Source organism: uncultured Porphyromonas sp. (genome assembly GCF_947254915.1).
Classification (GTDB): Bacteria; Bacteroidota; Bacteroidia; order Bacteroidales; family Porphyromonadaceae; genus Porphyromonas.
In genome coordinates, this window is sequence record NZ_CAMYEZ010000013.1 from 1 (window position 1) to 23,716 (window position 23,716).

Annotated in this window: 19 protein-coding genes; 8 read left to right on the top strand and 11 right to left on the bottom strand. The window is 54.0% G+C overall.

The features are described from left to right. Positions 1–61: 61 nt before the first annotated feature. Positions 62–1,144, bottom strand: coding sequence for a GDP-L-fucose synthase (locus Q0X57_RS01815; protein WP_297726799.1), 1,083 nt, complete (start codon positions 1,142–1,144; stop codon positions 62–64). Then, entirely contained in the window at positions 1,141–2,217 is a 1,077-nt protein-coding gene (gene gmd, locus Q0X57_RS01820; protein ID WP_297726802.1) for a GDP-mannose 4,6-dehydratase, read from the bottom strand. Before gmd ends, Q0X57_RS01815 begins: the two co-directional genes overlap by 4 nt. A gap of 517 nt (positions 2,218–2,734) precedes the next feature. Here gmd and trxB point away from each other — a divergent pair. The 4 genes from trxB (at position 2,735) to Q0X57_RS01840 (ending at position 6,017) form a co-directional block, all read left to right on the top strand. Beyond that, positions 2,735–3,682, top strand: a complete 948-nt coding sequence (gene trxB / locus Q0X57_RS01825) for a thioredoxin-disulfide reductase (RefSeq protein ID WP_297726805.1) — start codon at positions 2,735–2,737, stop codon at positions 3,680–3,682. 60 nt (positions 3,683–3,742) lie between these two features. Continuing rightward, positions 3,743–4,477, top strand: coding sequence for an SIMPL domain-containing protein (locus tag Q0X57_RS01830; RefSeq protein WP_297726808.1), 735 nt, complete (start codon positions 3,743–3,745; stop codon positions 4,475–4,477). 197 nt (positions 4,478–4,674) lie between these two features. Beyond that, complete coding sequence (locus Q0X57_RS01835; protein ID WP_297726810.1) at positions 4,675–5,397, top strand: hemerythrin domain-containing protein; 723 nt, start codon at positions 4,675–4,677, stop codon at positions 5,395–5,397. 14 nt (positions 5,398–5,411) lie between these two features. Beyond that, positions 5,412–6,017: a response regulator transcription factor gene (locus Q0X57_RS01840; protein WP_297726813.1), complete on the top strand. Its 606-nt coding sequence runs from the start codon at positions 5,412–5,414 to the stop codon at positions 6,015–6,017. 113 nt (positions 6,018–6,130) lie between these two features. Here Q0X57_RS01840 and Q0X57_RS01845 read toward each other — a convergent pair whose 3' ends face one another. The 9 genes from Q0X57_RS01845 to Q0X57_RS01885 form a co-directional block, all read right to left on the bottom strand. Then, positions 6,131–6,700 carry a cob(I)yrinic acid a,c-diamide adenosyltransferase gene (locus Q0X57_RS01845; protein WP_007364521.1) on the bottom strand — a complete coding sequence of 190 codons (570 nt, stop codon included), beginning with the start codon at positions 6,698–6,700 and terminating at the stop codon, positions 6,131–6,133. A 32-nt stretch (positions 6,701–6,732) separates the two neighbouring features. Further along, positions 6,733–7,182, bottom strand: coding sequence for a hypothetical protein (locus Q0X57_RS01850; protein WP_297726815.1), 450 nt, complete (start codon positions 7,180–7,182; stop codon positions 6,733–6,735). 103 nt (positions 7,183–7,285) lie between these two features. After that, positions 7,286–7,696 (bottom strand): MliC family protein, encoded by a 411-nt coding sequence (locus tag Q0X57_RS01855; protein WP_297726817.1) that lies wholly within the window; start codon positions 7,694–7,696, stop codon positions 7,286–7,288. A gap of 46 nt (positions 7,697–7,742) precedes the next feature. Continuing rightward, a complete protein-coding gene (locus Q0X57_RS01860; protein ID WP_297726819.1) occupies positions 7,743–9,014 on the bottom strand; it encodes an MFS transporter in 1,272 nt (423 codons plus the stop codon). Between the two features lie 182 nt (positions 9,015–9,196). Continuing rightward, positions 9,197–11,407 carry a polyribonucleotide nucleotidyltransferase gene (locus Q0X57_RS01865; protein WP_297726821.1) on the bottom strand — a complete coding sequence of 737 codons (2,211 nt, stop codon included), beginning with the start codon at positions 11,405–11,407 and terminating at the stop codon, positions 9,197–9,199. Positions 11,408–11,973: 566 nt separating this feature from the next. Next, positions 11,974–13,143: an endonuclease/exonuclease/phosphatase family protein gene (locus Q0X57_RS01870; protein WP_297726823.1), complete on the bottom strand. Its 1,170-nt coding sequence runs from the start codon at positions 13,141–13,143 to the stop codon at positions 11,974–11,976. 11 nt (positions 13,144–13,154) lie between these two features. Further along, entirely contained in the window at positions 13,155–13,961 is an 807-nt protein-coding gene (locus Q0X57_RS01875) for a rhomboid family intramembrane serine protease (RefSeq protein ID WP_297726825.1), read from the bottom strand. Next, on the bottom strand, positions 13,930–14,652 hold the full coding sequence (locus Q0X57_RS01880; protein ID WP_297726827.1) for a rhomboid family intramembrane serine protease: 723 nt from the start codon (positions 14,650–14,652) through the stop codon (positions 13,930–13,932). Before Q0X57_RS01880 ends, Q0X57_RS01875 begins: the two co-directional genes overlap by 32 nt. A gap of 35 nt (positions 14,653–14,687) precedes the next feature. After that, positions 14,688–17,651, bottom strand: a complete 2,964-nt coding sequence (locus tag Q0X57_RS01885) for a putative LPS assembly protein LptD (protein WP_297726828.1) — start codon at positions 17,649–17,651, stop codon at positions 14,688–14,690. Positions 17,652–18,253: 602 nt separating this feature from the next. Here Q0X57_RS01885 and leuS point away from each other — a divergent pair. From leuS to Q0X57_RS01905, 4 genes are all read left to right on the top strand, one after another. Next, the gene (leuS, locus tag Q0X57_RS01890) at positions 18,254–21,070 is read left to right on the top strand and encodes a leucine--tRNA ligase (protein ID WP_297726830.1); all 2,817 of its coding nucleotides are present in this window, start codon (positions 18,254–18,256) and stop codon (positions 21,068–21,070) included. Positions 21,071–21,154: 84 nt separating this feature from the next. Beyond that, positions 21,155–22,132 carry a YitT family protein gene (locus Q0X57_RS01895; RefSeq protein WP_297726832.1) on the top strand — a complete coding sequence of 326 codons (978 nt, stop codon included), beginning with the start codon at positions 21,155–21,157 and terminating at the stop codon, positions 22,130–22,132. 18 nt (positions 22,133–22,150) lie between these two features. Further along, positions 22,151–22,537: a DUF2752 domain-containing protein gene (locus Q0X57_RS01900; RefSeq protein ID WP_297726834.1), complete on the top strand. Its 387-nt coding sequence runs from the start codon at positions 22,151–22,153 to the stop codon at positions 22,535–22,537. Between the two features lie 17 nt (positions 22,538–22,554). After that, a complete protein-coding gene (locus Q0X57_RS01905) occupies positions 22,555–23,622 on the top strand; it encodes a phosphatase PAP2 family protein (RefSeq protein ID WP_297726836.1) in 1,068 nt (355 codons plus the stop codon). The last annotated feature ends 94 nt before the right edge of the window (positions 23,623–23,716 follow it).

Genomic DNA, 23,716 nt, shown 5'->3' on the forward strand with positions numbered 1-23,716 from the left:
CGTCATCGACCCAAAGTATCTGTATTGCGGACATAGATGCGTAGCTTATTATGTGGGGAAGTTAGTGCTGGCAGTACCAGTCGTAGAGGCGGGGGATGCCGACGGCGAGGGGCGTCGTGGCGGTGTAGCCGAGGGAGGTGAGACGCGTCAGGTCAAGGAGCTTACGAGGCGTACCGTCGGGCTTCGTGCTGTCCCACTCGATGCGTCCCTCATAGTGCGTCGCCTCAGCGACGAGCGTGGCAAGCGTGCGAATGGAGACCTCTTCGCCAGAACCAATGTTGATGTGCGTGTTGCGGATCTCCTGCTCGCCAGCTGGATATAGCTCAGCAAAGGACACCCGCTCGGCAATGGTTATGCAAGCCTCGGCTAAGTCGTCGCTCCACATGAACTCACGCAGTGCCGACCCTGTGCCCCACAGCTGCAAACTGGTGGGTGTGATGCCGTAACGTACTAGCTCTGCCGTGAACTCTGCCAGACTACTTTGCTCTGTCAAGCCCGCCAACGGACGCTGCGCCACGTCCCGTCGTAGTGCGACTAGGTCGCCACGAAGCAATGCTCCCGCAAGGTGTAGCTTACGGATCATAGCCGGGAGGACGTGGCTATTGACCAAGTCAAAGTTGTCCCCATAACCATATAGATTGGTCGGCATGACCGAGAGATAGTTCGTACCGTACTGGAGATTCATACTCTCGCACATCTTCATTCCCGCTATCTTGGCGATAGCGTACGGTTCGTTGGTGTACTCCAGTGGCGAGGTGAGCAGCGCATCTTCACACATCGGCTGAGGCGCAAGCCGAGGATAGATGCAGCTACTGCCGAGGAAGAGCAATCCCTCAACCCCATTGCGTAGCGCAGAGGTGAGGACGTTTTGCTGGATTCCCAGATTGTTCATGATAAAGTCGGCACGATAGGTCTGGTTTGCCATAATACCGCCCACATGCGCTGCTGCGAGGAATATGTAGTCGGGTCGCTCCTCACGCATGAACTGCTCCACCGCCACCGCATCCAGTAGGTCTAGCTCTTGATGCGTGCGGGTGATCAGCTGTTGGTAGCCACGAGCTTGCAATTGGCGGAGTATCGCTGATCCCACCAAGCCTCGATGTCCAGCCACATAGACGCGGCTCTCAGGTGTCAATTGTTTCATAGCTTTTTACGCTCTTCTTGGGCAAATAGCTCTAGATCACTCTCAACCATACGTTTGACCAGTTCCTCAAAAGGAGTCATCCGTGGGTTCCAGCCGAGAAGCTGGCGCGCCTTCGTCGGATCGCCCAGGAGCGTCTCCACCTCAGCGGGACGGAAGAAGCTCTCGTCCACAGCAACCAGCACACGCCCCGTGGCACGGTCTACCCCTTCCTCGTGGAGCCCTTCGCCTCGCCACTCAAGGTCGATGCCGACATAGCGGAAAGCGAGCGTGGCAAACTCACGCACCGAGTGCTGCTCGCCCGTAGCGATGACGAAGTCCTCGGGCTTTTCGTTTTGCAGCATCAGCCACATACAGTATACGTAGTCAGGCGCATAGCCCCAGTCACGGAGCGCATTGAGATTGCCTAGGTAAAGCTTGTCCTGTAGTCCCAGCTTGATGCGTGCTACCGCCATCGTAATCTTGCGGGTGACGAAGTTCTCGCCCCGTCGCTCACTCTCATGGTTAAAGAGGATTCCGTTGACCGCAAACATCCCGTAGCTCTCCCGATAGTTGCGAATGATCCAGTAAGCGTAAAGCTTGGCGCAGGCATAGGGCGAGCAGGGACGGAAGGGGGTCAACTCATTTTGCGGTGTCTCCGCCACATGACCGTATAGTTCACTCGTGGAGGCCTGGTAGATGCGTACCGACTGGCTCATACCTAGTATGCGCACCGCCTCGAGTAGTCTCAGCGTCCCGATGGCGGTCACGTCGCCCGTGTACTCTGGCACGTCAAAGGAGACCTTGACATGGCTCTGAGCTGCTAGGTTGTAGATCTCTGTAGGGCGCACCTCCTGAATGATACGAATGAGTGACGAACTGTCCGTCATGTCGGCCCAGTGAAGCTCTATCTTGCGTCGCTGCCCTTGGTCACGCACCCAATCGTCGAGGTATAGATGCTCGATGCGAGCCGTGTTGAAGTAAGAGGCGCGGCGTAGCGTGCCGTGCACCTCGTATCCCTTGGATAGAAGCAGCTCAGCGAGGTAAGAGCCGTCCTGCCCCGTGATGCCCGTGATGAGAGCTATAGGTCTAGACATAGATGTGGCAATATCAATTTACTCCCAAAGGTACGAAAATAGAGGTTAGAGATTAGAAACTAGAGGGACTCCACTAGTGGCACTATGAGCACCAGTGACACTAGCCAACCGCCAATACACCACTCCGAGGAAATCCGAAATCTCTTCGGAGGGATTTCAGAATATCCAGCGAGGAAACGAAAAATTCTTCCGAACTTTCATTTCACTCTTCCGAAGTTTCATTTCATTCTTCCGAAGTTTTATTTCCCGTCTCCGGGGAGAATTTTCGTTTGCTCCCTGGAGACTCTAGATTTCCTCGGTAGAGATTGGACTTAACGAAGATGTATAGGTATCAATAGCGCTATGAAGCCAAGCTCAAGGCACATATCCCAGAGTTGTCGTCCAAGTGTAGTTAGTAGAGCACCAAGATATAATGCGTCAGCCCTGTACACCAGAAATCCATCGCTCTGACTGAAGCGGATATTTGTTATCTTTGCGGTGAGGTACATCTCACTATCTAAAAGAACCTATTACTAATATGCTACAAGACAAGACTATACGCTGCCTGATCATCGGGTCCGGGCCTGCGGGATATACAGCCGCTATCTACGCTTCACGGGCTAACCTATCGCCTGTGCTTTACCAGGGTCTACAGCCTGGGGGACAACTTACTACGACCACCGAGGTGGAGAACTTCCCAGGCTTCCCCGAGGGTATCACGGGGCCTCAGCTTCTCGAGCAGATGCGCCAACAGGCGGAGCGCTTTGGCACAGACATTCGCTCAGGCGAGGTGACGCACATTGACCTGTCTGAGCGCCCCTTTAAGGTGGAGATTGACGGCTCTACGGAGCTAACGGCACAGGCGGTCATCATCGCCACGGGAGCTCGTGCTAAATATCTCGGCCTAGATGATGAGACGAAGTATGCTGGTATGGGCGTATCGGCCTGCGCTACGTGCGACGGCTTCTTCTATCGCAAGAAGCGTGTCGCTGTCGTGGGCGGTGGCGACACGGCTTGCGAGGAAGCGCTTTACCTAGCAGGCATTGCGGAGCAGGTCTACCTAATCGTGCGCAAGGACCATCTGCGTGCCTCTAAGGTGATGCAGGAGAGGCTCTTCGCTCGGGAGAACATAGAGGTTCTCTTTGAACACAACACGGTGGGGCTCTTTGGCGACAATGGCGTGGAGGGTGCTCACCTTGTTTACAAAAAGGGCACGCCTGAGGAGGCTAAGCGTGATATAGCGATCGATGGCTTCTTCCTGGCTATCGGACACAAGCCGAATACGGACTTCCTGTCAGGTCAGTTGGAGCTGGATGCTGCGGGCTATATTGTGACCCGTGAGGGTAGACCGCTGACCAGTGTGGAGGGGGTCTTTGCGGCTGGAGATGTAGCGGATCCACGCTATCGTCAGGCGATTACCTCGGCTGGTACGGGTTGCCGTGCTGCGCTGGAGGTGGAGAAGTATCTCCTCGAGAAGGGACTATAACGTTTTGCTGGCGAGGCAATCGCTTCGCCAGCAAAGCTTTTACTATAAGTAGCTATGGATATGACTAAACAGTGGACCTTTTGGGCAGCCTTGGCACTGGCGGTCGCCTTTGTCTTAGGCATTTGGATCGCTGGCTCGACTTATCAGTCGGTGCGCAACCCTCGCATCGTGTCGGTCACGGGCAATGCGGAGCAGGACTTCGAGAGTGACTTGATCGTCTGGAGCGCTTCCTTTCGTGTGCATCGTGCTACACTGAGCGATGCTTACACGGAGATAGAGCGGGAGCGCACGGTGGTACAGGAGTTTCTCCAGAAGGCTGGTCTGAAGACTGATGGCTATACCTTCGAGAGTCTAGAGGTGTCGCAGGACTACAACAATGGCTACGACACGCATGGTAACTATCAGCAGGTGCCCAACGGCTATGTCCTCACGCAGACAGTAACCGTAACGAGCAAGGATCTAGACGGTGTCGAGGCGCTCTCAAAGAGTATCTCTTCTCTGATCTCTCAGGGAGTTGAGATAACGAGCCAAGCGCCTGCTTACTACTACACGAATCTGGATGATCTCAAGCATCAGATGCTGCGCCAAGCCTCTGAGGATGCGCTAAATCGTGCCGAGGAGATAGCCTCGGGGAGCCGGGGTAAGGTGGGTAAGCTACAGAACGCCTCTATGGGTGTCTTCCAGATCGTCGGCAAGAACGCTGGCGAGGACTACTCATGGGGTGGCGCTTTCAACACTTCCTCACGTCACAAGACGATCTCCGTGACTGTCCGTGCGACCTACGCTCTCCGCTAGAATGTGGCTGGGCTGGCGGATTGGAGATTTAGTAATCCCAAAGATTCGAAACGTGTAGCCACCGATTTTTCTAGCTTCGTATTTCTATCTACCACGCTCTACCTATTGATAGGTATGGAGTGGTTTGTGAATCGTTTGTATCTTTGCTTGTAGTTATCTAACTAGTAGATAACCTTATCTTAAAAACAATTCTGCCTATGAATCCTCCCACCCTTCTAAATCATCCTTTTGATGCTGAGACCTCTCTGAGCAAGCTTATCTTGACGCACTATGACCTGCTTATGGTGATCACCCGCTTTGGCATCCCTCTAGGCTTCGGCGACAAGAGCGTAGATGAGGTGTGTCAAGCAAATGGGGTGGATACGAATACGCTCCTAGCTGTCGTCAACATACTGACGACTCAGTCTGACACAGTCCCCGAGGAACTACTACGAGAGATCTCGGCAGAGTCTCTCATCGCTTACCTGCAGCGGTCTCATCACTACTTCCTAGACTACAAGCTCCCAGATTTGAGAGGAGACCTTTTCACCGCTGTAGAGGAGGGTTCGCCTGAGGTAGCTGCTTTGATCCACCGCTTCTACGATGCTTACGTTGAGGAGGTGCACAAGCATATGGGATACGAGGACGAGGTGCTTTTTCCCTACGTGCATCGTCTGCTAAAGGGTGAGCGCGACAAGGGCTACTCAATAGATGAGTTTGAGAGTAGGCACGATCATATAGAGATGAAGATCACGGATCTCAAGAATATCCTCATCAAGTATTATCAGTCGATGGGAGACTATGCGCTGACGAATGTGCTGCACGAGCTCTTTACCACCGAGAGTGACCTAATGTGGCACAACCATATTGAGGATTGTCTCTTCGTACCGCTTATCAAGCAGAAGGAGGAGGAGCTCCAAGCTAGCAATAGACACGCATAAACGACCCCTAACGGATGCAACACACGATACTAATCATAGAGCCTCATAAGCTCCTCGCTTATGGCTTGCAACTAGCACTACGGAGAGGATTCCCCGACTCTTCCGTACAGCTATGCGTGGATCTACTTGACCCAGAGACTCTTCGGCAACATATCACATTTATCGCCCCTGACATCATCATTGCCAACCCAATCTTGACTGGGGTACAGTACAACCCAGAGCTACTCCCCACGGGCAAAGTAACCACCATCGTAGCGATAAATCACAACCTCCTCCCAGAGGAGCTCTACAAAGGTTACAGCTTCGTCTGCCTACCGACAGTTGACCCTCAGAGTTTGATACAGCAGATTCAGGAGTCTGAGTTGCCAGACCTTGAGTCGGTGGAGAGTGGCGAATCTAAGCAGACACCGCTCTCGCAGCGTGAGTGTGAAGTGGTCACATGGGTAGCCCGAGGACTGACCAATAAGGAGATAGCAGATGTACTACACCTCTCCCCGCACACGGTGGTCACACACCGACGCAACATAGCCGCCAAGCTAGACATCCACTCGCCTAGCGGTCTGACAATCTATGCCCTGATGAACAACCTCATCTCAATGGAAGAGGCGAAGGGGATTTGAGATTAGAAGTTAGAGATTAGTTTCTAGGAGCTCTAGTAACACTAGGAGCTCTAGAGGCACTAGCTAACCTCTAGCTTCTGACCTCTAATCTCTAACTTCTAGTCTCTCTACGCTTACAGCGTGCTGTACCCTCTATTCCAAGTAACTTCGGAGCCATAGGTTCGTAGCGCCTCGGTACGAGCGAGGACAAAGAAGTAGTCGCTCAGACGATTGACAAAGCGTACGATCAGATCATCTACACGACTCTCCTCACGGAGTCGGTATATATTGCGCTCGGCACGACGGCACACGGTGCGACAGACGTGACAGAGCGCAGCCGTACGACCACCCGAGGGGAGGACGAACTCTCTGAGACGAGGGAGCGTAGCGTCTAGTTCGTCGATCTTGTGCTCCAGCTTCTCAATGTCCGTGGGGTCTATCTTCATAGCTGCGAGGTATTCCTCTTGATCGGGAGGAGTAGCCAGACTGCCAGCCACGTTGAAGAGGATATGCTGCAAGCGGAGGAGGAAGTCGTGCGTCTCCTCTGTCAGATCCTCCGCAAGGAGGACACCGATGTGGCTATTGAGCTCATCGACCGTGCCGTAGCACTCAAGACGGATGTGTCCCTTGGAGATACGTGTACCACCGACGAGTCCTGTGGTACCATCGTCACCACGGCGGGTATATACGGGGCTTTTCTTCATAGTTGTATGTTTGCTTTGAGTAGGTAATAGGGTTAATGTCTGATGCGTGTCCAGAAGTTTTGGCAGGGCAACTTATGGTCTAAGAAGAGTAGTTGCCCAGCACCATAGTCGACCATCATGCCCGACTCTCTCTGGCTAAAGGAGGGTGGCACCTTTCGCCCGACATGCCAAAGAATAGAACCAGTGCCCCACGGCATCTCTGCTAGCGGTGCGTCTTGCCATAGGATCAGCGCACGGTCGTAAGTAAGCGTCTCATCGTACTGCGTGACCAGCTGCGTAAGTGGCCACTGGTGGAGTAGCTGGAGGGCTAGTTGCTTCTGTTGATGATCCAGCATATGATCCAGATCGTGGAGCGCCACCCGATGCTCTGGGTAGTACGCTACACCACGCTGATCTAGGACTAGCGTGATAAGCCGAAAGGCTGTCGGCGAGTGGACGCCATGTCCTAGCGAAGTCCACCAGCGCTGGAGAGGAGTTGCCATCGTATGATCAGAAGATGACCGTACTATATAAATAGAGTCATGCGAAGACGAGCCAATGATCCATCAGCTTGCCTTCGCATGTCTATTTCGTTATAAGCTAAGATTACTCAGCTGCTGGAGCCTCGGTAGCAGGAGCCTCTACGACTAGAGCACCCTCGCAGAGCTGCTTGTCACCCTCGAAGAAGGTGAAAGTATCACCCTTCGTCCAGAAAGAGTGACCATCCTCGCTCTCCCACTTAACACCGTCAGCGCTCTGAGCGTTCTTCATATCGTAGACAACGTTGCCCTCGACATCCTTGAGTGTTGCTGTCTCACGGTTCTCGCCAGTGACAGTCAGCTCAAAGTGCTGCTTGCCGTCAGCCGTAGCGTAGTTGAAGACCTCGGGCTCAGCAACTACAGGAGCCTCTGCGACGATAGCCGTAGAGTCCTCGGTGGTAGCCGTAGCGTCCTTCTTTTCCGTGTTACAAGCTACTAGTGCTAGACCAGCAGCTACGATTAGCATAAACTTTTTCATATTCATATGATTGATTAAAGTGAATAGATCCGATTGATCACGCCTGCTACTCCTTAAAGCGGGAGCCCAGCAAAGCGTAGTAAAGCATGTACAGCTCGCCTCCGACGACGAGGAGCCATGTATAGTGATACCCTCCGAGGAGGTCTGCTAGCACACTCTGGAGGAAGGGTAAGAGAGCCCCACCGATGAGTCCCATCAAGAGTACACCAGAAGCTCTCGTGGCAAGGCTTCCTAGCCCCTTGAGAGCTAACGAATAAATAGCACCCCACATAACCGAGTGACAAAGTCCTACAGCGATGAGCCAGTAAGGCTGATTGGTCACGACGGCAATCAGAATAAGTATTGCAGAGAGGAGCGTTGTCACCCATAGTAGCTTGCGGTCAGTCACACGGCTGAGGAAACTACTGACGAAGCGACCTACTAGCATAGCGCCCCAGTAGAGCGTTGCGTAGAGAGCGACCGTATTATAGCTCAGGCCTAGGTCGTCCTTACCATATAGGATGATGTTGGCACCGATACAGACCTCGACACCGACGTAGCAGAAGAGTGCTATGCAGCCGAGCCGTACACGTGGTATGCGCCACACCGTCTTGAAGCTCACCTGGGCATCCTCGCCACTAGTCGTCCCCTCAATGTGCGGGACATGGAGTCGCTTGACCACGTAAGAGAGGACTAGCACGACGGCCATCAAGATCGTCATCGGCAGGACTACTTCTTGGATCTGTACGTCCTTGAGGTCAGCCACCCCGCCGAAGATGACCATCGAAACGAAGAGTGGCGCCAGCATAGTCATCGTTGAGTTGCCCACGCCTCCGATGTTTTGCCGTTGCACGGCAGATGTTCCTGGGACGGCACAAGCGATGAGATAGGGGTTGACCGATGACTGCATGAAGGTGATCCCAGCACCGCAGACGAAGGAGCCGAGTAGGAAGATGAAGTAGCTCACTGGTAGCTGCACCGTCTCAGAGAGCGTGAGCCAAAGCGAGGTGTGCATGAAGAGCAGTGCCGATAGGATAAAGAGTAGGATCCCTCCTGCTAGCAAAAGCAGTCCTCTGACGATCGTCATCTTGTAGCCGTTTCGCTCCACAAAGCGTGCGGAGACGGGACCCAGCACCAGGTATGAGAGGAAGAAGGCGAAAATCAGTAGCGTCGTAAAGCTATTGGTCCAGGCTCCTGCGGAGTGCAGATAGGCGCTCTGAATAGGTGCTTGGAATTGCTGATTGATGCTCGTGATGAAGCCGATGACGGTCATCATGATTACCATAGTTATAAAGGGACCGAGATAGTTTGACTTGGTACCTATCGATGGGGTTGGCATACAAACTTGCTTGTCTAATCCGCTGCAAAGTTATAGAAAAAGAAATCACCAACCACAACTTTCGCTCACAATATGCTGGTAGCAGAGGTAGCGAAAGACTCTTGAGGTTGGTGACTTCTTTTATTTTAGTCCTACTAGAGCGCTATGTATGGTAGTAGCACAGCGACTCTAGTCTTTATTGTCTAGTCGTCATGACGCTCACGACGGGGACGGCGCTCACGGCGCTCGCCATCATCACGACGCTCACGACGTGGACGACGCTCAGGCTCTACATAGCCCTCGGGCTTAGGTAGGAGTACCTTGTGAGAGAGGCTAAACTTGCCCGTCTTGGGGTCGATCTCGATGAGCTTGACATCGATCGTGTCGCCCTCCTTGAGACCTGTCTCCTCAATCGTAGCAAAGCGCTTCCAGTCTATCTCGCTGATGTGGAGTAGTCCATCCTTGCCTGGCATAAACTGTACGAAGCAACCGTAAGGCATCACTGAGGAGACGGTACCCTTGTACACCTCGCCCACCTCTGGGGTAGCGACGATGCCACGTACCATAGCCAGAGCAGCATCGAGAGACTCCTTGTTGGAGCTACTGATCTCAACGATACCGTAGTTGTCCACCTCTTCAATGTTGACCGTGGCGCCACTCTTCTCCTGGATACCCTGGATGATCTTACCGCCCGGGCCAATAACCGCTCCGATGAACTCCTTGCCGATGCGGAGCGTCTCAATGCGTGGTGCATGAGGCTTCATATCAGGACGAGCCTCAGGCTGTGCTTCCTCGATCTTGTTTAGGATGTGGAGGCGACCAGCCTTAGCCTGTGCCAAAGCCTTTGCTAAGATCTCATAGCTCAGACCATCCACCTTGATATCCATCTGCGTAGCGGTGATACCGTCACGCGTACCCGTTACCTTAAAGTCCATATCGCCGAGGTGATCCTCGTCGCCTAGGATGTCGGAGAGGATAGCGTAGTTGGTACCCTTGTTCTCGCTGATGAGACCCATAGCGATACCAGAGACCGGCTTCTTCATCTGGACACCCGCATCACGTAGAGCGAGCGTACCAGCACAAACCGTTGCCATAGAGGAGGAACCGTTGGACTCAAGGATGTCGCTCATCACGCGGATCACGTAAGGATAGTCCTCAGGGATCATACGCTTGAGTGCACGGTGTGCCAAGTTTCCGTGACCTATCTCACGACGGCTGATGCCACGCGAAGCTTTTGCCTCGCCTGTAGAGAAGGGTGGAAAGTTGTAGTGTAGGAGGAAGCGCTCCTTGCCGTAGTTGAGCACATCGTCAACCAGCTTCTCATCGCTCTTGGTGCCGAGCGTTACAGTAGATAGTGACTGCGTCTCACCACGTGTGAAGATAGCCGATCCGTGAGGACCAGGCAGGCAGTCGGTCTCGATCCAGATAGGACGTATCTCGTCGGTGCGACGACCATCGAGACGCTTGCCCTCGTCGAGGATCATACGACGCATAGCCGCCTTCTCCATATCGTGGTAGTAGCGGTCTATGATCATGCCCTTCTCCTCGAGCTCCTCTTCGGCAAACTGTGCCTTGAACTCCTCAACGATCGCTGCAAAAGCGTCTCCACGAGCATGCTTGTCGGTGCCAGCCGTAGCCACCTTGTAGATCTTATCGTAGAGCTCACGCTGCATACGCTCACGTAACTCCTCGTCCTGCTCCTCAGCAGGATACTCACGCTTGACCATCTTACCGACAGCCTCCGAGAGCTCTAGCTGAGCCTGGCACTGTACCTTGATAGCCTCGTGAGCCACCTTGATAGCCTCAAGCATCTCCTCTTCCTGGACCTCTTCCATCTCGCCCTCGACCATCATAATGTTGTCAAGCGTTGCTGCGACCATCAGGTCAATGTCCGCATGCTCTAGCTGCTCGAAGGTTGGATTGATGACAAACTCGCCATCTACACGAGCTACGCGCACCTCACTGATAGGACCTCCGAAAGGAATGTCAGAGACAGCCAGCGCTGCCGAAGCTGCTAGTCCAGCGAGTGCGTCAGGCATATCAACACCATCAGAGGAGAAGAGGATAATGTTCACATAAACCTCTGCGTGATAGTCATCGGGGAAGAGTGGACGCAGTGCGCGATCCACTAGGCGACAGGTTAATATCTCATAGTCTGAGGCGCGTCCCTCACGGCGTGTGAAGCCTCCGGGGAAGCGACCTATGGCTGAAAACTTCTCTTTGTACTCTACCTGCAGTGGCATAAAGTCCACATCGGGCTTAGCCTCCTTGGCAGCCGTCACAGCTGCGAGTAGTACGGTAGAGCCCATGGTTACGGTGACAGCACCGTCGGCTTGCTTAGCAAGCTTGCCCGTCTCGATGGTGATCGTACGACCATCAGGGAGGGTGATTGTTTTGTTGACCGGATTGATCATAAAAATCGTCTGATTACTTAGTTCTATTTGTCTTATACCTCGGTAAAATCGTCCAAAGTTACGAAAACTAAAGCAGATAGCAACAAACACCCCAACATCTCAACTCCGCAAATCTCACGAGCCGTGCGTCCGACCGCAAACGACGAGACGTGTAACGGCTGTAGGGACGCACGATCTGTGCGTCCGTCCCCGTTAAAACCAACGGTCGCTGTAACCTTTGACACAACGGACGTCCTCCCACTAAACACTTCCGAGCGTCCCTACAACCGTTACTTGTCCGATAGCTCCGATCCCTCCGATACCTCCGACTCCTCTGATCAAAGAAATCACCCATTCCCTCGGGAAGGATTTTTGAATCTCCAGGGAGGAAAGAGAGAATTCTTCGGAACTTCGAAATCTTTCTTCCGAAGTTTCATTTCATTCTTCCGAACTTTTATTTCGCCCCTCCGTGGGGAATTTTCGTTTCCTCACTGGATATCTCCGATTTCCTCAGGAGGCGTGCACCTTTACAACGGGTTGCTTGTCTCATCGGAGCCTTGATTTGCGAAGTCTAGCAAACCGCTCCATTACTTTAACTTGAAGTAACAGATGATCGGCTTGTGATCCGAGATGTTGACGGATCGATCCACGTGGGCAGCTCGCGCTACGATCTGGTCGCTGTAGAGCATGTGGTCGATACGCACACCGATGAGCGACTTGAAGTAGTAGCTGTAGTTGGTACCTCGCCCAGTGGTCGCAATCGCATCGTGCAGACCAGCCGAGAGACGGTGATGCGTGTAGGAGATAGGCGTATCGTTGAAGTCTCCGCAGACCAGCAGGTAGGGCGACTCCTGATAGTTGATGTCCTGATAGATCTGCTCGACCTGCTGAGCACGATGCTTGAAGGCGGGCGAAAAGCGCCCCCCGACAGCTTGCGTGAAGCCCTTAGGATTGACTTCCTGCGCTAACTGAAAGTAGTGCGCCTGCTCCTCTTTTGTAAATCCAAAAGACTCAAGGTGTAGGTTGTACAAGACCAATTTCTTCTCCCCAACGAGGATCGTAAAGACCGCTCCCCCATTGAACTTCGAGTGTAGATCGATGGGGCGCGTCGACAGGATAGGATACTTAGAGAGTACTATGAGACGACTGCCGTGATCCTTGACCGCATAGGCCGAGCTGTAGTAGGGATAGTCGCTCAGGGTGTGGCGCAGACTGCGCTCCGACATATACTTTGACTTGTTGGAGCTGAGCCATGCTTCCTGCAGACAGATGATATCGGCATCGCTCTTAGCCAGGTAGTCCGTGGTGGCGTGCTGATCGTGTGCCCCTAGCTTGGTAAACTGAAAGGCATTCGCATTGAGACTCACTACCTTGATCCAATTCTCACGATCTATCGGAGGCGTCTGGCGTGCTCGTAGCGGAGCGTACAGCAGGAGCGTCGGCAGGGATAAGAGGAGCATGACCGTATTGATCGCAGCGCGACTCCAGGCTCGGATGATAAACCAATAGATCGCCTGCAATACGACTAGAGCGAAGAGCAGAGGAAAGAGCAATCCCAGATAAGCCGAGAGGATAATGGTCATCGGCGAAATGTAGCGACTCAGCAAGGAGCCCGCAAAGAGCAACAATAGGAGCAGATTACCAAAGGAGACGAAGGTATGCCAGAAGCCACGGATCATTCCCCAGAGGGTGCGAGGCTTCTTTGAGCTTTGCGAGCTCGTCTTACGAGGTGCGGGGCAAGGTGTGGTGCTATCCATAGTGTGCATGACTAGTTGTGCCCCGACTGGTCGAGCCACTGATTATTGTGCTCAATGAGCTGCTCTCGCTCCTCATCGGATAGACTCTGATAGCCCGACTGCTGCACCTTATCTAAGAGCTGCTGGTAGCGTGCTGTCTGGGCATCTTGTCGCTTCTCTTGCTGTCGTGCCGAGCGTTGTCGCCGACGATGGTACAGTCCCAAGCCACAGCCCCACAAGACCCCAGCCAGGTGAGCAATCAGTCCGCCTACATTGTACCCGCCATAGGCGAGCAGTAGGAGGAGAAAGACGAATAGTCCCACCTGCCATACACGAAGCGAACCGATCAATGGTAAGGGCGTCTCCTCACGAGGAGCAGCTCCCACCATATAGCCTACGAGGGCTATGACCGATGCAGAAGCTCCCACGAGGGGCAACCCAAGCAGAATCACCCCACCAGCACGTAGCATCGAGGTGCAGAGTACGAAGGCTATCCCACCTACGACCGCTCCCCCGAGATAGCTCCAGACGAACTGTCGCCATCCACTGTGACGAAGCTGCATCTCGCCAAAGAGCCAGAGCAGGAGCAGGTTGAGCAGTAGATGCAGACCACTATTGTGCAGGAGCGTGTAGGTGACGATCGTCCAGGGGCGACGCCACAGAGCCTCCATAGAGCAGGAGAGGTAGAGCTGGTCCACCACCCCACGCGTCCACCGAGTGGGCAGTGGCGAGGGTAGCTGGCGAACGATGAAGTCCACCAACCAGAGGGTTACCAGTAGGAGCGTGATGCCCCAGAGCAGCCGCCGATTAGTAGTATCTATACGTTTCTCCTGAAGCATTGTACAGCTTGCCTTGCTTACGCCATAGTAGTATGAGGAGCATACCGCCTAGCATACCGCCTAGATGGGCAAAGTGCGCCACGTCACTCTCTATATTAGCCACACCGAGGAAGAGTTCGATCACGCCGTAGCCGATCACAAAGTACTTAGCCTTGATCGGTATGGGGATGAAGAAGAGGTAGATCGCTGCATTGGGGTAGAGCCAGCCGAAGGCGAGCAGGAGTCCAAAGACAGCTCCCGAAGCGCCTATCGTTAGGAGTTGATTGATAAAGAACCTCGTAGCCATGCGGGTACCATCGGGGAAGGCAATCACACCATAGCCCGCCACCTCTCGAACGGTCGTCAAGCCCCAGACGAGCTCCTGCGAGAGTGCTGCGGTCAGTCCGCAGACTAGGTAGAAGAGCAGGTACCGCTTAGCACCCCAAGTGCGCTCGATGGTCGTGCCAAACATAAAGAGCGCAAACATATTGAAGAAGAGGTGCGTGAAGCTCCCGTGAAGGAACATACAGGTCAGTGGTTGCCAGATGTGAAAGTCCTGAGCCGTCACGTAGTGCAGCCCGAGGAGTCCCGTCAGGTCAATGCCCACACGGGGCAGTACCTGCTGAGCTAGATAGCAAAGCACGTTAATGATGAGCAGGTTGAGCGTCACGGGCGGGATCTGTATCCGACGGTTTGTATCAAATGAGTGCATAGCGTTATCGTCTAATCGTTGCGTTGTGTAGAGGGTTAGTACCAGCCACCGCCACCATAGGTCGGCAGGCTGTGCTGCTCCCACTTGAGGTCACGAAGGAGGGAGGCATTGACCCCGATCACGAGGTTGTACGACTTGTAGGCACCGAGCGGGATGACACTAGCCGTGAGAGACCAGCAGTGCAGGTCGCGGGTTATGTTGATAGTCATACCCGTCAGCTTCTTCAAGTCGAAGTTATAGTTCGCATCAAAGGAGAAGGTCCAGTTCGGCGTAGGCTGTAGCTGTCCTCGGAAAGAGAGGTTTTGGGTAAACATATACTCAAACTCTCGTCGGTGCGTGTTGAACTTCTGCCTATCCTGCGCCACATTGACGCTATAGTTAAAGGAGAAGCTCCACGGCACGTCAAACTTCAAGTAGCCGTCATCGTCCCAGCTGTCCCGCTCAGCGTAACCACTGCGAGGGCCTCCAGTAGGCGAGCCATCGGGGCCTACCCTATCAGGTCCAGCGCCTCCACCCATCGCTGTCGGATCATCGCCAGGAGACTTGGGCGTCTCATCGTCCGTTGTCGTAGCGCCCTTCTTCTTGTTAAAGAGCCCACTTACCCACTTACCGATCTTCTCGAAGGTCTGTGGGGTAAAGGTATAGTTAAAGCTCGTCCCCGTACCGAGGAAGGCGCCGATACCATGACCATTGAGTATCCTCAGCTTGTCCACACGGTAGGGTCTCACGTTGCCCTGCGGGTCCGTGTAGTAGTCCCATTCGTACGGATCAAACGAGGCGGAGAGCCGCAGCACGAAAGTCTTCGTAAGCCTCAGCGCTATGTTCGTATTGATGTTACTCCAGCGGAAGGAGTCGGCAGCCATATTGTACGAGAAGTTGAGCCCAAACTGATCAATGAGCGAGATCTTCTTAAACTGCTCCTCCACAGCGGTTGAGTCGGTCGGCATTCGGAGCTTCATCTCCACATTATTGTCAAAGGAGAAGTTGATCGCCCCCATCTTACCGCGCCCAGGATAGCCAAATATACCACGCTCATAAGGCGAGTAGACATAGTTGTGTGCCTGTCCCAGCGTATCAACATAGTCTATCTCACGGTAATAACCCCAGAAGGGATCGCCAAAGTCTGGCGCATACGAGAGCGAGATCGAGGGTGAGAAGCGGTGACGGATCATCTGCACACGATCCCCAAAGAGCTTACGCCACGGTTTGTAGAAGCCGTAGAGCGTCGTACTCATTGAGAGCGCCGCACTAAAGTTATTCAGGTGGTAGAAGCCATAAGTCGTGTCCGCATCAACGATCCGCTGCTGCGCCTCGTCCCATCGCTTCTCCACGCGAGAGGCGTACCAGTAGGCCGTATAGTTGATTGAGGGAGAGATCTTGATATAGTTAAAGAGGTCAAAGGAAGCCGAGATAGGTATTGAGTGCTGCATACCATTGCGCCAATCCTTGACTAGATTGCTCTTGAGGAGCAGATTCTCCTTGGTCGTGATACTGTTACGTAGCGACCCGCTGTAGCTCAGTGAGATCTTCTCATACCAGCGCTCCTTGCCCACACGATTCTTTCGCTTGAAGGGATAGATCGTCGAGAGTGAGAGCGAGAGGTTCGGCAGAGTCACACTGATCGTCGAGTCACGAGAGCGCTGATCTATGTTAAAAGCTCCCGTCAGCGAGAGCGGTATACCCGCAAAGCTCCTTCGGTAGCTGATGCTAGAGCCCTTAGTATTTTCGGCTCGGCGCTGATGGTTGTAGACCGCCTGCGTAGCGTTGTGGTTGTAGCTACTCGTTGAGAAGTTGACCGATGCCGAGAAGTTACGTAGCGGATCCGCCTTAGGGTCTTGCGAGTGGGTCCATCGGAGAGATATATCTTGCGAACGGCTGTAAGTCGAGGGTATATCTTTGTCTCCCTGCACCGTTGATATATAGCCTGCCTGCACGCTACCATTGTACTTATAGCGCTTGCGATAGTTGGACGCCGCATTGAGCGCCCAGGAGCCATTCGTGTAGATATCGCCCGTGAGCGTCAAGTCCCAGTAGTCGTTCAGATTGAGGTAAAGACCACCATGTGTCAGGTAAAGCCCTCTCGTCTGGTCAATACCGTAGCTCGGCATGATGATACCTGAGGTCTGCTTCTCATTGAAGGGGAAGAAGGCAAACGGCAATCCGATGAAGTAGAGCGGCACGTCAGCCATCACCAGATAGACAGGCCCCGTGACGATCTTGTCCTCAGGCTTAGCCTTAGCACGCGTCAGGTTAATGTAAAAGTGCGGATGATCATGCTGGTCGCAAGTCGTATAGCGACCATCCTTGAGGTACATCGTATTGTCCTTGAGACGCTTCGTCTGCGTAGCTGTCAGATAGCCCTCGCCCTGCTGGGTCGTCACGTCCGTGATGAAGCCTTGGCCCGTCTTGAAGTTGTACTTCATCGTCGTACTCTCGAACTTCTGATCCCCATCGGCAAACTTTGGTTTAGCCGTCGGCTGTCCTAGACTATCTAGCACATACTGCGCATAGACCTCCGAGCTGTCAGAGACGATCTTGAGATAGTTCGCCTCGATGCTCATCCGTTGGTACTTGACCTCGCTAGGGCCGAAGAAGTACATCACATTGCGCCCCGTCATGACGATCGAGTCCTCAGCCGAGAAGGTCACAGGCGCCTCCAGCTTGAAGAGCTCCACCGAGTCACGCTCAGCGATAGGTGCCTCGGCATCTTTTGCCAATGTATTGGTCGCAACTGGAGCTAGCGTCGTATCCGCTTTTGCAGCGAGGCTGTCGCTGACCACTGATAGCGAGTCCGGAGGCGTCGCCAGCGAGTCCAGCAAGCGAGTCGTATCAGCCGATAGATCCGCCACGACCGTGTCCAGTGACTCCGTCTGCGACGGTGTAGCGACAGGCGGCTCCGTGCGTCGTACCTGTGTCGCACACGACACGACCACCACCCCTATGACAAGCAGTAGGAGCAGCCGCACGAGCGAGCGAGGAGCTATGACAGAGCTAGACATGTACTATAATAATGCGACCAAGCTTATGTTGATACATCAACCGCAGGCAAAGGTACTAAATAGTGGCGTGCCACGGCACGTTCCAGGCGTATACGTTAGGGCTGACGCATTATGTCTTGGTGCTCTACTAACTACGCTTGGACGACAACTCTGGGATATGTGCCTTGAGCTTGGCTTCATAGCGCTATTGATACCCATACATCTTCGTTAAGTCCAATCTCTACCGAGGAAATCTAGAATCTCCAGGGAGCAAACGAAAACTCTCCACGGAGGCGGGAAATAAAACTTCGGAAGAATGAAATAAAACTTCGGAAGAAGCAAATCAAAGTTCGGAAGAATTTTTCGTTTCCTCGCTGGATATTCTGAAATCCCTCCGAAGAGATTTTCGATTTCCTCGAGAGTGAGGTGTCGGGCTCATCGGACGAGTAACCCTGTGTAGGGACGCACGGGAGTGTCTAGTGGGAGGGCGTCCGTTGTATCAAAGGTTACAGCACCATGGCTTTAACGAGGACGGACGCACAGATCGTGCGTCCCTACAACGGGTTACACGTCTCCCTCTAATCTCTAATTTCGTACCTTTGCGCTATAATAGAGAGAACTGTATGGATTACAATCACCACGACATAGAGCAATCGGCTCAGCGCATCTGGCATGACGCAGATATTTATCGCGTAGAGATAGACCGCGATAAGCCTTCGTACTACGTACTCGACATGTTTCCCTATCCCTCGGGGGCGGGACTACATGTGGGGCACCCGCTAGGATACATTGCCTCTGACATTTACGCTCGCTATAAGCGACTACAGGGGTACAACGTCCTGCACCCTATGGGGTACGATGCTTTCGGTCTGCCAGCCGAGCAGTACGCTATCCAGACGAATCGTCACCCAGAGGAGACGACGCGGGTCAACATAGCGCGCTATCGTGAGCAGCTAGACAACATTGGCTTTGGTTTCGACTGGAGCCGCCAGGTGGTGACCTGCGATCCGGAGTACTACAAGTGGACGCAGTGGGCATTCATACAGCTTTTCCACCATTACTACGACACTGCCACAGAGCGTGCCGAGCCTATCGACAAATTGATTCAGTACCTAGAGGCTCACGGCACGGAGGGCTGTACCGCCTACGCCAGTACGCCACTGGAGCTAACGGCTGAGGCGTGGCGGAATGCGAGCGAGGCGGAGCGGTCAGAGTGGCTGATGCACTACCGTCTGGCATTCCTCGGTGAGAGTGTGGTCAACTGGTGCCCTGAGCTGGGCACCGTCCTCGCCAATGATGAGGTGAGCGATGGCGTGAGCGAGCGTGGTGGCTACCCCGTGGTGCAGCGCAAGATGAAGCAGTGGAGCCTCCGCGTCTCTGCCTATGCGGAGCGTTTGCTAGCGGGTCTCAACAGGCTTGACTGGAGCGATGCACTCAAGGAGATGCAGCGCAACTGGATCGGTAAGTCGGTCGGTGCATCGGTTACTTTCAAGGCTAGTACTGCTCATGGTACGTTGCCTATCGAGGTCTTTACCACTCGTCCCGACACGCTCTACGGAGTGACCTTTATGGTGCTAGCTCCCGAGAGTAGTCTGGTGGCTGACCTGACTACGGAGGAGCAGCGTGACGCTGTCGAGACCTACCTGGATCGCACGAAGCGCCGCACAGAGCGGGAGCGTCAGGCGGATCACTCGGTGACGGGTGTCTTCACGGGCTCCTATGCACAGCACCCGCTGACGGAGGCGTTGATCCCGATCTGGATTAGCGACTATGTACTGGCGGGCTATGGTACGGGCGCGATCATGGCGGTGCCAGCGCACGACTCAAGAGACTTTGCTTTCGCACGGCACTTTGACTTGCCGATACGTCAGGTTGTTTTGCCAAAGGGTGGCGAAGAGTCCGACCCGTCCACCTGGAGCGAAAGCATCGACAGCAAAGAGGGCGAGCTGATCAATTCGCCACTCCTCAATGGCAAGCCAGTCTCTGAGGCAATTGACTGGATGTGTCACTACCTGGACGAGCAGGGGCTCGGTCAGAAGCGAATCAACTACCGCCTGCGTGACGCTATCTTTAGCCGCCAGCGCTACTGGGGCGAGCCGATACCTATATATTATAAGGAGGGTGTGCCACACACGCTACCGCTCGACAAGCTCCCGCTGACCCTGCCTGAGGTGGATAAGTATCTCCCCACGGAGAGTGGCGAGCCACCGCTAGGGCGTGCCAAGCACTGGTGTACTGAGGAGGGCTATCCCTACGAACTCTGCACGATGCCAGGCTTTGCGGGGAGTAGCGCTTACTACCTACGCTATATGGATCCGCACAATCACGATGCTTTGGTCTCCCCCGATGCCAATAACTACTGGCGACAGGTGGATCTCTACATCGGTGGTACGGAGCACGCTACGGGGCACCTGATCTATAGTCGCTTCTGGAATAAGTTTCTCTACGACCTTGGGATCGTGTGCGAGGATGAGCCATTCAAGCGCTTGGTCAACCAAGGGATGATCCAGGGGCGCTCCAACTACGTTTACCGCATCAAGGGGACGAACCAGTTTGTCACCTACTCGCAGCGTGAGCAGTACGATGTGACGCAGATGCATGTGGACATACATTTGGTTCACAACGATGTCCTCGATCAGGAGGCATTCCGTCAGTGGCGTGATGACCTGCACGATGCGACCTTCATCACCGAGGCGGACGGTAGCTATCTCTGTGGCTACGGGGTGGAGAAGATGAGCAAGTCCATGTTCAACGTGGTCAACCCTGACGAGATCATCGAGCAGTATGGCGCTGATACGCTGAGGATGTATGAGATGTTTCTCGGACCTCTGGAGCAGAGCAAGCCGTGGGATACGAATGGCATTGACGGCGTCTACCGCTTCCTCAAGCGTGTCTGGTCACTCTACCACGACAGTGAGGGGCAGCTGACCGTCTCGGCCGATGCTCAGGCTAGCCGTGAGGAGCTTCGCACGATCCATAAGCTGATTCAGAAGATTACCCAGGACATCGAGCGTCTCTCCTTCAATACCTCTGTCTCGGCCTTTATGATTGCTGTGGGCGAGCTACAGAAGGCTGGGACCACTTCGCTGGAGGTGCTTCGCCCCTTGGCGGTTCTGCTTTCGCCTTTTGCGCCACATATTGCAGAGATGCTGTGGCAGGAGATGCGCACCGCATGCTGTAGCGACACGCTCTCGGCTGAGAGCATCGTGGTGGCTGCGTGGCCCCAGTGTGACGAGTCGCTCATCGCTGAAGATTCGGTGCGCTATCCCGTGAGCTTCAACGGTAAGGTACGCTTTAACCTAGAGCTCCCCGCTGGTCTCTCCAAGGAGCAGATCGAGGAGCAGGTGCTGGCGCATCCCGACACGGTCAAGTGGATTGACGGCAAGCCTCTCAAGAAGGTAATTGTCGTGCCAGGTCGTATAGTCAACATTGTATTGTAATGATCAAGTCTCCAGGCTCTACCGTGCTGGTGCTGGGCTGTGTGGAGACTATTCCATCTATCTCTAGAAAACAAATCATATAGTATGTCTCAAACTTTAGTAGCTCCTACTAGTAATCGAGCGAAAGCGTGGTATTTCGTCCACGACTTCTTCTTTATCGTACTCGGTGTCTGTCTCTACGTACTCGGCTGGGCGGGCTTCGTCCTGTCACAGGAGATTGCTACGGGCGGACTCGCAGGTGTTACGACTATCATACAGATAGCGACGAACATCCCCGCCTTTATCCCTTACAACATCATCAATGTCGGATTGCTGATCGTCTCAATCATCTTCCTCGGGTGGCGCTACTCTATCAAGACACTCATCGGAGTCATCCTTATGGGTATCGCTATCCCTATCGGTCAGGCTCTCTTTGGAGATCCAAATACGGAGGTCTACCACAACCTGAACCACTGGCTCACGGACAATATCCCCAATGTGGGGCCTCTGCTCAGGGAAGAGCGCTTTATGGCGGTCATCATCGGTGGTATCTTATGTGGTAGCGGACTCTTTTTGGTCTTTCACGTAAATGGCAGTACGGGCGGTACGGACGTGATTGTCTCGCTCTTTAACAAGTACACGACGCTCTCACTGGGACGTGCTATGATCCTGATTGATGCGACGATCGTGACGGCCTCGTACTTTGTCAATGTCTACATCTCGGGCAAAGACCCGCAACTCGGTGCTGAGCTACTGACTTTCTCCATCGTAGAGGTGGTCTTTTGCGCCATCACGCTGGACTACTGGACCAATAGTAATAAGCACTCAATACAGCTCTTTATCTTTAGCAAGAAGTACAAGGAGATCAACGAAGCGATCACGCAGCGCCTGCACAGAGGCTGTACACTTGTACATGCTGACGGAGGCTATTCGCAAGAGGAGATGCGCATCCTTATGGTAGTCACCCGCAAGGCGCAGTTACAGAGTATCAATCGGATTATCAAAGAGATTGACCCCGACGCCTTCGTATCGGAGGGCACTGTGCATGGAGTCTACGGACGTGGCTTTGACAATCTGAAGTAAGGACAAAGTCACGGCGACATGCTCGCTACGAGCCGACACAACAAAGCACTACTCGCTCTACTAGGTTGCTTGCTAGTAGGGGGACTAGTGCTCTACTTGTATCGTCCCGAAGCTCTTCCGATACCTCGTTGTCCCTTTCTACAGCTCACGGGATGGCAATGCCCTGGCTGTGGTTCGCTACGAGGTATCCACGCCTTGCTCCATGGCAACCTAGGACGAGTCCTACAGCTCAATGTGATGCTCTTCCCAGGGCTCGTCTACTTCACCCTCCTCGTGATACTGGAGCTACTCCGGCCCTATCGTCCACAAGCGGAGCGCCTCTATAGGAGACTCGCAGGGCGCACCGCCTGTTGGATCATCTTTGCCATCATCTTCGCTTGGGGCATCGTACGCAACCTCCTCTGAGACAGCTCTAGCACCTTATGAGACTCCTTACACTCCTGACGCTAGGGCTACTCCTCTCCTGTAGTGGAGCGCTCGCACAGAGCAGTTCGTCAGACACGCTCGCTCCATCGCCAGATCCTCTCGTAGCACTACTTCCAGGAGCGCTCTATGCTGCCTACCCGCTCCATCACAGCGATGTGGCTATTCGTACGACTCGGCACAACCTCCTAGGCTCCCAGTGGCGCAATCATTACGACGATCACATGCAGTTTGCCTCCTATGGCCTACAGCTCGCGATGCGCTGTGGCGGTGCCACGGGACGCTCCCGCTCGTGGGGCGAGATGCTGACCGCCGATGGCATAGGCGCACTAGGGACGGCAGCTATCGTCCTTTCGGTCAAAAGTGGCGTGCAGCGTATGCGTCCCGACGGATCGACACGCAATAGCTTTCCATCGGGGCATACAGCGACAGCCTTCCTCGGTGCCGAGCTCTTTAACCTAGAGTATGGCGCCGACTACCCTTTGCTGGCTCATCTGCAGTATCTCTTCGCCACCTCAGTCGCTTTCGGGCGCATGGCCAACAATCGTCACTGGTACTCCGACGTCCTGTGGGGCGGGCTCATCGGAGTGACCATGGCTCGTGTCGGGTATCTCGCCAGTGATCTCATCTTCGGTCGCTACACGCCAGCGGTAAGTTCGCAGAGTCCAGACCAATACTTCTACGTCTCGCTCCTTTATAGTCGCAACTTATTCGGCGGAGCTGGCTGTCTCGGCACGCAACTCGGCTGGCAGACACCCTCTCTCAACTATGCTGCAGAGCTTTCTCTACGACCCGATAGGGAGCGCCCCACGCTCCACGGAGACCTCATCGTGGGAGCACCGCTCTACCAGTGGCGATACTTAATCCTGCGACAGAGTTACGGCATAGGCATTGGCTATGACAAAGCAACTAGCGAGCGCACCTATGCACATCTTCAGGCTGGTCTAGAGGCTCTCCCCAGACTGCGCTACCTAGATAAGCTCGGTCTCTTCCTCCGGCTCCACTGCGAGCCTTATCGTCAGAGCTACCTAACGCTAGGTCTGTCGCTCCGTCATCCCTGCTGGTAAAGCTTCTACGGTCTAGCCTCTTTTTCGTACCTTTGGAGAGCATTCAGTAATCTATGGTCGCCTCGAGACGACCATTCCTTCACACATCTCATAC